Source organism: Nostoc sp. DedQUE04, assembly GCF_034530995.1.
Lineage (GTDB): Bacteria > Cyanobacteriota > Cyanobacteriia > Cyanobacteriales > Nostocaceae > Nostoc.
Window position 1 is genome coordinate 266640 of sequence record NZ_JAVRCA010000001.1, and the last position, 11927, is coordinate 278566.

Annotated in this window: 13 protein-coding genes; 6 read left to right on the forward strand and 7 right to left on the reverse strand. The window is 42.4% G+C overall.

The window, feature by feature from the left end; all coding sequences use genetic code 11:
- The first annotated feature begins 134 nt into the window (after positions 1-134).
- Positions 135-770, forward strand: coding sequence for a hypothetical protein (locus RM049_RS01325; RefSeq protein ID WP_322671824.1), 636 nt, complete (start codon positions 135-137; stop codon positions 768-770).
- A 45-nt stretch (positions 771-815) separates the two neighbouring features.
- Here the strand turns inward: RM049_RS01325 and RM049_RS01330 are convergent, their stop codons facing one another.
- Positions 816-2018 (reverse strand): alpha/beta hydrolase, encoded by a 1203-nt coding sequence (locus RM049_RS01330; protein WP_322702878.1) that lies wholly within the window; start codon positions 2016-2018, stop codon positions 816-818.
- A gap of 19 nt (positions 2019-2037) precedes the next feature.
- On the opposite strand from RM049_RS01330, the gene RM049_RS01335 reads away from it, so the two are divergent.
- Complete coding sequence (locus RM049_RS01335; protein ID WP_322702879.1) at positions 2038-2373, forward strand: hypothetical protein; 336 nt, start codon at positions 2038-2040, stop codon at positions 2371-2373.
- 137 nt (positions 2374-2510) lie between these two features.
- On the opposite strand, the gene RM049_RS01340 is transcribed toward RM049_RS01335, so the two are convergent.
- The 3 genes from RM049_RS01340 to RM049_RS01350 all read right to left on the reverse strand — a co-directional run bounded on the left by RM049_RS01340 (position 2511) and on the right by RM049_RS01350 (position 6691).
- Positions 2511-3131 carry a Uma2 family endonuclease gene (locus tag RM049_RS01340; protein WP_322702905.1) on the reverse strand — a complete coding sequence of 207 codons (621 nt, stop codon included), beginning with the start codon at positions 3129-3131 and terminating at the stop codon, positions 2511-2513.
- A gap of 318 nt (positions 3132-3449) precedes the next feature.
- Positions 3450-4967, reverse strand: a complete 1518-nt coding sequence (locus tag RM049_RS01345) for a pitrilysin family protein (RefSeq protein ID WP_322702880.1) — start codon at positions 4965-4967, stop codon at positions 3450-3452.
- Between the two features lie 35 nt (positions 4968-5002).
- Positions 5003-6691, reverse strand: a complete 1689-nt coding sequence (locus RM049_RS01350) for a pitrilysin family protein (protein ID WP_322702881.1) — start codon at positions 6689-6691, stop codon at positions 5003-5005.
- Positions 6692-6841: 150 nt separating this feature from the next.
- On the opposite strand from RM049_RS01350, the gene RM049_RS01355 reads away from it, so the two are divergent.
- Complete coding sequence (locus tag RM049_RS01355; RefSeq protein ID WP_322702882.1) at positions 6842-7456, forward strand: TetR/AcrR family transcriptional regulator; 615 nt, start codon at positions 6842-6844, stop codon at positions 7454-7456.
- A 55-nt stretch (positions 7457-7511) separates the two neighbouring features.
- Here RM049_RS01355 and RM049_RS01360 read toward each other — a convergent pair whose 3' ends face one another.
- Both RM049_RS01360 and RM049_RS39180 read right to left on the reverse strand, forming a co-directional pair.
- On the reverse strand, positions 7512-7952 hold the full coding sequence (locus tag RM049_RS01360) for a DUF4332 domain-containing protein (RefSeq protein WP_322671829.1): 441 nt from the start codon (positions 7950-7952) through the stop codon (positions 7512-7514).
- 72 nt (positions 7953-8024) lie between these two features.
- Entirely contained in the window at positions 8025-8306 is a 282-nt protein-coding gene (locus RM049_RS39180) for a hypothetical protein (protein ID WP_416212605.1), read from the reverse strand.
- Between the two features lie 246 nt (positions 8307-8552).
- Here RM049_RS39180 and RM049_RS01370 point away from each other — a divergent pair, with 246 nt between their 5' ends.
- Positions 8553-9017, forward strand: coding sequence for a DUF29 domain-containing protein (locus RM049_RS01370; RefSeq protein WP_322671830.1), 465 nt, complete (start codon positions 8553-8555; stop codon positions 9015-9017).
- Positions 9018-9019: 2 nt separating this feature from the next.
- Here the strand turns inward: RM049_RS01370 and RM049_RS01375 are convergent, their stop codons facing one another.
- On the reverse strand, positions 9020-9826 hold the full coding sequence (locus tag RM049_RS01375; protein ID WP_322702906.1) for a PhzF family phenazine biosynthesis protein: 807 nt from the start codon (positions 9824-9826) through the stop codon (positions 9020-9022).
- Between the two features lie 251 nt (positions 9827-10077).
- Here RM049_RS01375 and RM049_RS01380 point away from each other — a divergent pair, with 251 nt between their 5' ends.
- Both RM049_RS01380 and RM049_RS01385 read left to right on the forward strand, forming a co-directional pair.
- On the forward strand, positions 10078-10344 hold the full coding sequence (locus tag RM049_RS01380) for a hypothetical protein (protein WP_322702884.1): 267 nt from the start codon (positions 10078-10080) through the stop codon (positions 10342-10344).
- 47 nt (positions 10345-10391) lie between these two features.
- Complete coding sequence (locus RM049_RS01385) at positions 10392-11774, forward strand: aminopeptidase P family protein (RefSeq protein WP_322702885.1); 1383 nt, start codon at positions 10392-10394, stop codon at positions 11772-11774.
- Positions 11775-11927 lie beyond the last annotated feature (153 nt).

Below are 11927 nucleotides of genomic sequence, written 5' to 3' on the forward strand. Positions count from 1 at the left end.
CCCCGTGAGTTAATTTAGCAAACAATATTTAACTTACAACCTCAGCTTACCTGAATTTAACTACAGGGTGATTGGAGACTTGAATTTAACATTTGTAATAATTAGGGGAATAACCCCTCAATTGCTATGAACTTATGACTCCAGATGAGATTGAAGTAGCTATGTTCGCAGCCTTTAATGATTGTGATGCAGCAAGCTGTCCTCTCACTGACACGCAGAAACAGATATTACTGCAAGTGGTTGAGCAAATTCAGGGAAATTCTACGTCTGGGATGTCAAATATTGCTAATCCTCTAGACGAACTTACCCCAGAAGAGTTAGAAGCATTTTTAAAATTTGTTAAGGAGGAAGAACAACGCAACCGCACTTGGAAAGTGCAATTACTCAACGACTGGTTGCTGGAAAAGGATTCTGGAACGGTACAATTTATTCGCCAACGCTATGGTTTACAGTGGCTGAATCGGGTTGAGTCATATCATTTTGACAAGTATTCTTATTTTGAGGATGCATTAAAGTTAAGAGTAGGCGATCGCATTGAAGTTTCCAATGCACTATGGGAATGGGTGCAAGAAGATGGCCCTTGTAAGCGGGAATGGTTCCCCTGTATGGTAATTAAGGTTGAGGAAATTAGCGATGTCTACGACGGGCGTAGATGCAGCGATGATTCCTCTACTAATTGTGTCATCCGCTTTTTGAACGGCGCTGAGTATGAAATTCAAGGAATGTATCAATGGAATCGCTATAACTGGCGCTGGCCTCAAAAGGAGTAAGGAGTGCTGAGTTTTTAATACTTGTGAATGAGTCTGCGAATCAAATCATTGCTTGAACAACGCCCAAGCCAAAAATCTCTCAGTATAATACAACGCTAATTGATTGCTCACACCGTTGAAAACAGCATCAAAAGCATGTTCTGCCCAAGGAATTTCTAGAAAAACCGCAGTGTTACCAGAGTTATGTAATCGTTCATACATCTGTCTGCCAAATCGCGCTTGCACCAAATGGTCGCGACTGCCGTAAATTAATAAAGTTGGCGGTAAAGGGTGCGTTAGGTAATTTATCGGTGAAGCAATTTCATACTGATTAGGCAATTCTTCTAAAGAACCACCAAGAAATGCTTTTAAAACAGCGCGAGAATTTATAGGATCGGGATTTGGTGGTGTTTTGTACCCTTCAGTTAAGTTAACAGGCCCGTAATAGTTCACCACAGCACGAATGGGTGGTGCATCGGGTTGATAAGCCGCTAGCATTGCTAGATGTGCCCCAGCAGAACGTCCCAAAAGTACCATACGTTCTGAATCGGCTTCATATTCATCTGCATGTTTGCGAATAAAATTTAGGGCTGTACGCACATCATCTAACTGAGATGGAAAACGATATTTAGGTGCGTGTCGATAGTCGATCGCAAATACCGTATATCCATGATTAGCAATATATTGATTAAACTCGGTATTGGCATGAGTATTGCCATATTGCCAAGCTCCACCATAAATTACTACCACTACTGGATATTTGCCTACCTCTGGGGGTTGGTAAACTTCCATTTTTAAAGGCACTCCCCCAGGAGAAGCAAAGAGAATATCTTTTTGATGACGCGTTTTACCTAATGCAATACCCCGAAAGAAATTAACTAAGTCAAAGGGATGGGTTTGCATATTAGCCCTTACTTGGACTGGAATTTGCTCTAGATAATTTTCTCCCAACCCTTGTTTTATCGCTTTAGCCATCTGCATTTGAGTTGGTGGAATATTCACTAGCACCCATCCGCAAATTAGCAATCCGATTAAACTGAAAATGCAAACTAAACGCTGTAATTTACGGCGACGGATATAGAATAAAGACAGCAATAAAAAGAGCAAATTTAATAATAATAACCAAGGACTAACTTCTGGCGCTCCTACTGCTAGTGTGAGTAAAAACATATTTGGAGCCGGAAGAATAATCCAAGCACTAAGAAATAGACTTGCAAAACTGAGTAATAATGCAAGCGATGATAAAAATATTTTGGGTTTAACAAACATAAATAAAAATGCGGTAATAATGACTTCAAAGAAGTACAATTTATCCGTTAATGTTAAGGTTGGCAATAGTTCTATAGCGGTTCTCAGTTTAATCCAATCCAGACCTAACCCTCAACCCCTTCGCTTCAAGGTAAGGGAAGTAAGACTCAAAGCGCCTCTCTTTTTAGGAGCCACGGTGTACACACAAGTCTCTCGACCTGCACCTTTGTTGCATCGACTTGCAGCTTTGATGCATCGACTTGCAGCTTTGATGCATCGACTTGCAGCTTTGATGCATCGACCTGTAACTTTGATGCATCGACCTGCATCTTTGTTGCATCGACCTACAAAAATTAACCCACCCTATGTTACATAGCAACTTTAAAAGACTTGTGTGTACACTGTAGCTTTTTAGCAGAGAGGTCTAAACTGTACTGTACACAAGTGAGAACTACTATATATTTTGAATAATAATGACAGCATACATTATGGCTGTTGTATTTGCTTTTGTAACTAAAGACGAAAAGCTTTGAGCGTTGCATTTCTGCCTGCTGTTGTACTTTGCTCTAGATATTGGGGAATTGCTTCAATTACTGAGAATAGAGGAAAATTTAAGCTTTGTTGAGATTCTACATAGTGTCCGTCTTGCAGAACATTAATTTGGAGCTTACCTCGATCAAAACGCCAAAGCTCAGGTACTTTTAGCGCTTCATAAATATTAGGATGAGTGCGAGAAGTAATATCAATTTCTAGAGCTAAATCTGGAGGAGGATCTACTGCTAAGTCTAGCCGCTTTTTGCCGCGAATCTTAGATTCATTTTTTATATAGAAACACTGATCGGGTTCTATACTTTGAGCCATTGCTTGGTTTTTGAAAGTGGTAGAACCAAGGCATCTAAACTCAATGTCTAATTTTTCCAAAAGAGCTTTGACTAAATCGCTAATAATTTCTTTATCGTCTTCATGTTCTGGCAGTGGTGCCATAATCTCCAGCATCCCCCTATCATAAGCAATTCGTGCTGCCCGGTGTTCCCCTAAATCTTCTAGAATTGCTTCCAATTCCTGCCAGGTTACATCTCGCAGTAGCACTCTTTGTCCTGGTGGAACATGGATGCGCTTTAATTCCAACAACATCATCTCCACTCCCGATAGTTAAAACCTAAATTTAGCTTACTCTAGTTGACCTGATAGGGGCGACAATTTTTGCTGCTTTTAGAAGTGTATGCTGGAGCGATCGCTTCTATAAAGATGAATAGAGTAGAGAAAAACCTCTGGAGTTCCCAGAGGTTTTGGTTCCTGATTTAGTTTCTACTTGTTACTCCAATTTGTCCTTAGTCGTTTCCTGATAATGGAGAAAATTATTTTAAAAACAAGATCCCCGATTTCTTAGACAATCGGGGATCTGAGCCTTGCGATTTTATTTGGATACTTAGTATCTACCCATCTACGCGATTAATTCTTTGCCTGTGGCTGCAAACCAGGAATCGTTACATCTATTGGTGTCACTTGTTTAGCTAACTGTGTCAATGGCGGTTGAATGGCGGTTTGATTCCCCACTACTAGAGTTACAATCTTTTCTGGTTTGAGATATTCTCGTGCTACCCGTTGGACATCGGCTGCTGTGGTGGCGGCGACGGCTTTTTGATAGCGAAAGAGAAAATCAGCAGGATAGCCGTAATATTCGTATCGCATCAAGCGTGATAAGGTTTGGCTGGGGTCTTGAAAGTTGAATACAAAGGAGTTGAGTGTAGACTCTTTGGCATAAGCCAATTCTTTTGCTGTCACTCTTTGAGTCTGGGTGCGCTTGATTTGGGCTTGTAAGGCTTTGACAAACTGGACGGTAGCATCCGATCGCGTTTCTCCACCAGCGATAAATATGCCAGGATAATCGTAGCGGGGACTCCACTGGCCGTAGACAGAGTAAGCTAAACCTTGACGCGATCGCAATTCATTAAATAAGCGTCCACCAAATCCATTTAACACTCCATTCAATACATCCAGCGCTGCATAATCGGGATTGTCGAAACGTCCGCCCAAATGCCCGATAAGCACACTACTTTGCGTCAGTTGGGGCTGATTGACAAAAAAGACTCCACCTGTATTAGCTGGTGAAACCTTTGGTAATGTGGGTTTAGCAATACCTGGGTTACGCTGCCAATCACCAAACTTAGCTTGAATGAGCGATCGCATTTTCTTACTATCAAAATCGCCCACAATCCCCAAAATCATATTATTGGGGTGGAAATATTGCTGATAAAACTTGAGCAAATCCTCACGCTCAACTTTATCCACCGTCGCATACTCTATGGTACGAGCATAAGGGCTATCTTTCCCATAGATTAATTTTTTAAATTCCCGATTAGCAATCCCATCTGGATTGTCATTACGACGGGCAATGCCACCTTTAGCTTGAGTTTTCGCCAAGTCTAGCTTTTCTTGAGCAAATACAGGCGATCGCAGCACTTCAGCAAATAGCCCAAACACTGTCTCTAAATCTTCACTCAATGCGTCAAAGCTAGCACTCCCAGAAGTTTCACCAATACCAACTTCCACAGATGCTGCCCGTTGTTCCAATATCTCGTTGAGTTCATCAGGCGAATGGTTCTTAGTTCCTCCAGTTCGCATTACCGCGCCTGTAAAACCAGCCAACCCGACTTTCTCCATTGGTTCCAAGCGATTCCCTGTCCGTACAAACGCTGTACCATTCACCAACGGTAACTCGCGATCTTCCATCAAATAGACAACCAAGCCGTTTTGCAGCACAAACCGCTCATACTTGGGTAACTTAATCTCAGGTAGCGGTGGTAGCTGCAATTCTGTGTAATGTTTTGCCTCAGCCGTCGCCGCCAGAGAAAAATTACAAGTTAAAAGTAAGCACGCAAAAACAGCAACCAAAGCATAAATCAACCCTTTGCTATTTTGAATTTTCAACGCTATCTGCCTTTTAGCTTTCACCTTGTACTTCTGCATATCTATTTTCCTGTGCGCCCTTTGCGGTTTGTTGTTCATGCTGCTTTCGACAACAGCTTCCCAATCGTGCGATTTTTCGGCGTAAAAGTTTCCTTTGCCACCCGTTGAATATCACCCGTCGTCACTGCTGAAATGTCATCCAACTGCTTAAACAAATTCCGCCAAGAGCCAGTTTTCACTTCATATTCCAACAATTGTTGAGCCATGCCCATATTGGAATCGAGAGTACGTAACAAACCCGCCCGTGCTTGGGTTTTCACTCGTTGCAAATCAACCGCCGCCACAGGCTCAGTTTTTAATTTGTCAATTTCTTGACGTAAAGCCACCGCCAACTCATCAACTGTATGACCAGGAGCTGTGAGAGCATAGAAAAATATCAAGTTTGGGTATTTATCTCCAGGAAATCCACTGTAACCTTGAGCATTTAGCGCCAAACGTTGCTTTTCTACCAAAGACTTATATAGCCGCGATGTGCGCCCATCACTTAATAAACTGCCAATGATTTCATAGACGGCATTATCTGGATGAGTAATTGCCGGACGATGATAACCTTCTAAATACCAGGGTTGAGAAGGTAGCTGTAAAGTAACTTCCCGTGTTTGTTGTTGTGGTGGTTCTACTGGGATTTGTTCAACAGCTTTGGTTTTGGCTTGAAAGCGGCCAAAATAAGTTTGCGCCAGTTTTTTCACCTGAGTGGGATTGACATCTCCGACAATAGCGATCGCTAAATTACTCGGTACGTAGTGAGTATCAAAAAACTTTTGGACATCTTCTGGTGTCAGATTGCGGATATCTTCGTCATAACCAATCACCGGACGCCTGTATGGATGGGCTTTATAAGCAGTATCGATAAACTTTTCCACCATCAGTCCAATAGGTGAATTCTCTATCCGCATCCGTCGTTCTTCTAAAATTACATCTTTCTCTTTATAAAACTCACGACGAATTACCGGATCGAGAAATCGCTCTGACTCCAACGACATCCAAAGTTCTAGCTTATTGGCAGGAAAGCTGTAAAAATAACGAGTCGCTTCGGTTGAAGTATTGGCATTTAAACCCACTCCTCCCGCTTGTTCGACAATTTGCCCCAATTCATTTTGCTTGACTAGCTTGCCTGCTTGCGCTTCCACTTGCTCAAACTCAGTTTGTAACCGAATAACCTCAGCTTTTCTGCCATTGGCTTTCGCTGTTTTAATTTGAGCATTCAACTGCTCTAAGCTATCTAGTAGCGGTTTTTCTTTTTTGTAGTCTTGTGTACCAATGCGCGTTGTGCCTTTAAATGCCAAATGTTCTAGAAAGTGAGCTACACCAGTTTTACCATCTGGCTCATCCACACCACCCACATTCGCATAAGTCAGAAAAGAAACCACGGGCGCTTGATGTCGTTCCAAGACAATAAATTTCAAACCATTGTCGAGGCGAAACTCCGTCAATTGCTTAATAACTCGATCGAGATAAGGTTGGATTGAAGTTTCAACTGGCGGAGTTTGAGTTTTAGTTTCTTGAGGAGGTGCTGTCTGAGTTTGAGCTAGAGCGACTTCAGGCAGCAATCCCCACGAAAAGATAATTAAAGTCAAGAAAATGATAAACAACCGCCGCAATATTACAGATACTCGATCTGACCAATCCAAAATCGTTCGACTGAGCAAAGTCGAAGTCCCCAATCGTTCGACTGAGCGTAGCCGAAGTCTAAAATCTAAAATTGACCGACTGCTCTGGTTCATAAGCGAGAAGTAAGATAAAGTTACATTACCTAAATAACAGGATACTTAGCAAAAGAGCGTTAATCTTGTATTAAGCTTTCAGTGGCTCTTTGCACTTGACTAAGATAATAATGCTACAAGTTTTGTTACGGATATCTAACCATAACTGTTATGCGAGTTTTTAATTCTTCCCCGCCCTCAGAGGTTCAGACGCGCACCCGGATTTTACAGGCAGCGCAACGGTTGTTTGCCTCTCAGGGATTTGACGGCACTACCACCCGCGACTTAGCACAAACGGCAGGTATAGCTGAAGGTACTCTATTTCGTCATTTTCCGAATAAAAAAGCAATTTTGGTAGAAGTAGCCACGAATGGCTGGGTAGAGATTCTTACAGATTTGCTCACAGAATTGAGTGAAATGGGCAGCTATAAAGCCGTCGCTCAAGTGATGCGCCGTCGGATGTGGAATTTTCAAAAAAATGCCGATTTGATGCGGGTTTGTTTTATGGAGGTGCAATTTCACCCCGATTTGCGCGATCGCATTCAATTAGAAGTCATTACCAAAATGACTGATGTCGGCGAAGCATTCTTTCAAACAGCGATGGATAAAGGCATTTATCGTCAAGGGGACGCGAAATTAGTTGCGAAGGTTTTCTTAGGAATGTTTGCGATCGCAGGTTTTTCTAACAACACCCTCATGGAACCTGATGCCTCTCCCCAACAAATGCAGGAAATGGCCGAAGGACTCGCTGATATTTTTCTTAATGGTGTTTTAGCTAAAGAGTGAAGAGTTATGAGTTATAAGTTATGAGTTTTAACTCCTCACTCCTAACTCCTAACTCCTAACTAATGATTGTTTTCGCTTGCTGACTCCACTGTTGTACTAGCTCAAGTGCTGGACACAAATCTCGGCGCTGCATTGTTGCTACCTGCAAGCGCATAATTTGTTGGTGCAATCTGTGAGTGGGAGTTTGAGCTAACTGCATTACAGAACCAATACCCGCATGAAGCAATAAACCACAATATTGTGTCCCGACACTGGGAATACGCGCCAAGTCAGCTAAAGCCATCCATTTATTTACATACTGAAGATGAATCTGTAGTTTATTTGCTAACGCTAGTCTTGACTCTAAAGTTTTCCCTTGTTTGACTAAAGCTACTGTGCTAGTAATCCCACAATTTTGGAGTTGAGATTGTTCCTCATGGCTCAGTCCAGGTAATTGCTCAATTGGCCAATCACGAGATTGGATACTAGTTCTACTATCTTTGTGTTTAGCAGACATTTTTGAAATTAAAATATAGGCTTATTTAAATATTGTGACAGTTGCTTCTTCGCAAAAGAACGCTTTTGCGGTTTAGTGTTTGTATTGATGTGCAATTTTAAGCCAACCTTCTGCAATGCGATTGTATCGACTGACGATGCGATTGTATCGACTGACAATGCGATTGCATCGACTGACGATGCGATTGTATCGACTGACAATGCGATTGCATCGACTAACAATGCGATTGTTTCGACTGACAATGCGATTGTTTCGCATGACAATGCGATTGCATCGACTAACAATGCGATTGTTTCGCCTGACAATGCGATTGCATCGACTAACAATGCGATTGTGCCGCGCTATTTTATGCAGGTAATGCCGATTGTATCGGGATAGCTCAAGATAAAGGCGTTACGGCTTGTATGGCTAAAAATATGCGATCGCTTTCTATAGTTTTCTTGACGTTACAATGGGCGTACAGTATCTGCAATTTAGCTAATATACGGTAGATTGCAGGAAGCTGATGACCAAAAAGAAAAAGGATACAGAGCAACTAACATTTATTTATAAGGATCAAAAATTTTTGAATTTTGAATTTTGAATTCGGAGCGAAGCGACGTGACCCAGATTCCGAAAAGTGCAGCCCAGTTCTATGAAACAGACTTTGCAGCATGGACAGAAAAAACTGTACAACTTATTCGTGCTGGACAATTTAGACAAGTAGATTGGGATGCTGTGATTGAGGAGATTGAAAGCTTGGGACGGTCAGAACGACGAGAATTGAAAAGCCGCTTGGAAGTATTATTACAGCATTTGCTCAAGTGGCAATATCAATCTAGTTTGCGGAGTGGCCCTTGGCGAAATACGATTGATGAGCAGCGCCACAAAATTGCAGATTTACTGCAAGAGAGTCCCAGCCTCAAATCTTATCCAGAAGAAGTTTTAGCCCAGTGCTATTATCGGGGATTGAAAGCTGCTAGTAATGAAACTGAACTACCAATCAATACGTTTCCAGTGGAATGTCCTTATTCCATTGTCCAAATTCTTGATAGTGAGTTTTTGCCAGATATTATCGATTTGTAATATTAGGTTGATGCGATAAATAACTCCCCTCGCAGCACAGTTACCGCTTGTCCAGCGAGAAAAACGCGATCGCCTCCGTCATAATACACCTTCACCACCCCACCGCGACTAGATGCTTGATAAGCCAAAAACTCATTTTTGTGCAAGCGATCGCGCCAGAACCAAGCTAGACAGCAATGAGCCGCTCCTGTCACTGGGTCTTCATTAATACCTAATCCTGGTGCAAAGAAGCGAGAGACGAAATTATATTCAGAATCAGTGTCAGTGAGGCTGGTGACAATGACGTTAGGAATCGGCAACGTTTTAAGTAGTTGAAAATTAGGCTGTATTTGCTGCACCAATTGTTCAGATTCCAATTCCACAAGATAACCTAGTGAATTCTGCAAGACAGATTTGTAGGCTACACCCAAAGCTTGCTTGAGTTCTGGAGGAGCGACTGTTGCTTGTGAGTGATTTACTGGAAAATCTAACTCAATCCAATCACCTTGTAACTTCGCAATCAACACTCCACTTTTGGTATAAAAACGTGCAACTTCATCAGGTAACAAATGTCCCTCTGACCAAAGTACATGGGCACTAGCTAAAGTTGCGTGACCACAAAGCGGAACTTCTACTGTGGGCGTAAACCAACGCAGATTAAAGCCATCATCCTGTCTGACTAAAAAAGCTGTTTCAGATAAATTCATCTCTTGAGCCACCTTTTGCATCCAGCGCTCATCTTGGGGAGTAGGCAAAATACAGACAGCAGCCGGATTACCTGCCAAAGGTGTATTGGTAAAAGCATCAACTTGAGTAATGATTTGTCCCATTAAAGTCACGTCGCTTCGCTCCGAATTCAAAATTCAAAATTCAAAATTTAAAATTAATGATCCCCATAAATAAATTTTCTTGTGGGGCGGGCATCTTGCCCGCCAGGACGGGCTAGAGAGCCAGTCCCACAAGAGTTTGCTAATGCACTATTTTAGTCTTGCTACGCTACTACTAGCGTGTTAATCCAAATGAGAACCGCTATATACAGTACCTTATAAATTAGGAATACAATCTCCAAAAACTAGGGCCAATGTTAAAGCAAACCGAAAACATGAGGATAAAAATCTTCAGAAGCATCTTTGCTGCTGTCAACTTAGCGCTAATTTCTGGAGGATTAGTTAGTTGTGTTGTTGAAGCCCCGCAGCCACTTGCACCAATTGAGCAACAAAAACCAGAGTTACAACCTAACCAGAACGACAAAGATGACGACCACAAAGATGACGATCGCAAAAACGATCGAAAAGATGGCGATCGCAAAAATAATAAACAAGATGACGATAAAGACGATAACGACTAAATACAGGCAAAACTATCACCTTTATCCTTTTCTTTGAGTTTACATTTATGCTTATCCCACAAACTTCTACTTCCCTCGCCGATACTTTACGCCACCGACGGCAACAACTAGCCAAGCTGATTGATTTTCCGGCAATTCTGTGGTCGGGTAGCAATAATCCGCGCAATTTTCCGGCAAATTCCTTTCCATTTCGGGCTAACAGTCATTTCCTTTATTTCGCCGGACTGCCATTACCAAAAGCGGCAATTCGTCTAGAAGCGGGAAAACTAGAACTATTCATCGACGATCCGTCACCCAGTAGCGCCCTTTGGCATGGAGAAATGCCAACGCGCGAGGAAATAGCCGAGAAGATTGGGGCAGATGTGGCAAGGCCAATGGCAGAATTAGAGTCTTGGCTAGAAGATGCCGCTACACTTGCCGTCCAAGATGCTGCTACTTGGACGCAGCAATCGCAGCTATTAAATAGATGGGTTTTACCACAAAGTCCTCCTCAAGGAATTGACTTGGAGTTAGCGAAGGCGATCGTTTCACTCCGCCTCACCCACGATGATGGTGCATTAACCGAGTTGAGAAAAGCTGCGGCTGTCACTGTCAAAGCTCACAAAGCCGGGATGGCAGCAACACCCCAAGCCAAATTAGAAGCAGAAGTTCGGGCAGCGATGGAAGGGGTGATTATTGCCCACAATATGATTACCTCTTACAACAGTATTGTCACCGTTCACGGTGAAGTTTTGCATAACGAGCAGTATCACCATAGTTTGCAACCAGGTGATTTACTGCTTGCTGATGTTGGTGCTGAGACTGAAACTGGTTGGGCAGGTGATGTAACTCGCACTTGGCCAGTTTCGGGTAAGTTTTCATCTACCCAAAGAGATATTTATAATGTAGTGTTGGCAGCCCATGATGTTTGTATTGCCAAAATCCGGCCTGGTGTAGAGTATGGGGATATTCATCTGCTAGCGGCTACAGCGATCGCTGAAGGTTTGGTGGAGTTAGGCATTTTACAAGGAAATCCCCAAGATTTAGTAGAAATCGATGCCCACGCGCTGTTTTTTCCTCATGGTATCGGTCATCTACTGGGTTTAGATGTGCATGATATGGAAGATTTGGGCGATTTAGCCGGGTATGAAGAAGGACGCCAAAGGAGCGATCGCTTTGGCTTAAGCTATCTCCGTTTAAATCGTCCCCTGCGTCCAGGAATGTTAGTCACAATTGAGCCTGGTTTTTATCAAGTACCAGCAATTTTAAATGATGCCAATGTGCGTTCAAAATATCAGAATGTGGTGAATTGGCAGCGTTTATCTGAATTCGCCGATGTCCGAGGAATTCGCATTGAAGATGATGTTTTAGTTACTACAGAAGGCAGCGAAGTTTTAACAGCTGCATTACCAAACGATGCCGATACTGTAGAAAATCTAATTAATGGCTAAGTTCATACTCACAGGCATCTTTTGTAAATATTTGCAGTGTGATGCTGCGTACTACTATGGTTTTTCTGAACTACTGGATCGATCTTTAATCCAGTTAAGCATTTGATATCATGTCCGCTTGATTACTTACTAAACCCCAAGAACCCCATCCCG

What these genes read in the sequence shown, in the direction of transcription:
- RM049_RS01325 (WP_322671824.1), top strand. Translation starts at nt 135, where the DNA reads ATGACTCCAGATGAGATTGAAGTAGCTATGTTCGCAGCCTTTAATGAT.
- RM049_RS01330 (WP_322702878.1), bottom strand. Translation starts at nt 2,018, where the DNA reads ATGTTTGTTAAACCCAAAATATTTTTATCATCGCTTGCATTATTACTC.
- RM049_RS01335 (WP_322702879.1), top strand. Translation starts at nt 2,038, where the DNA reads ATGACTTCAAAGAAGTACAATTTATCCGTTAATGTTAAGGTTGGCAAT.
- RM049_RS01340 (WP_322702905.1), bottom strand. Translation starts at nt 3,131, where the DNA reads ATGTTGTTGGAATTAAAGCGCATCCATGTTCCACCAGGACAAAGAGTG.
- RM049_RS01345 (WP_322702880.1), bottom strand. Translation starts at nt 4,967, where the DNA reads ATGCAGAAGTACAAGGTGAAAGCTAAAAGGCAGATAGCGTTGAAAATT.
- RM049_RS01350 (WP_322702881.1), bottom strand. Translation starts at nt 6,691, where the DNA reads ATGAACCAGAGCAGTCGGTCAATTTTAGATTTTAGACTTCGGCTACGC.
- RM049_RS01355 (WP_322702882.1), top strand. Translation starts at nt 6,842, where the DNA reads ATGCGAGTTTTTAATTCTTCCCCGCCCTCAGAGGTTCAGACGCGCACC.
- RM049_RS01360 (WP_322671829.1), bottom strand. Translation starts at nt 7,952, where the DNA reads ATGTCTGCTAAACACAAAGATAGTAGAACTAGTATCCAATCTCGTGAT.
- RM049_RS01375 (WP_322702906.1), bottom strand. Translation starts at nt 9,826, where the DNA reads ATGGGACAAATCATTACTCAAGTTGATGCTTTTACCAATACACCTTTG.
- RM049_RS01380 (WP_322702884.1), top strand. Translation starts at nt 10,078, where the DNA reads ATGTTAAAGCAAACCGAAAACATGAGGATAAAAATCTTCAGAAGCATC.
- RM049_RS01385 (WP_322702885.1), top strand. Translation starts at nt 10,392, where the DNA reads ATGCTTATCCCACAAACTTCTACTTCCCTCGCCGATACTTTACGCCAC.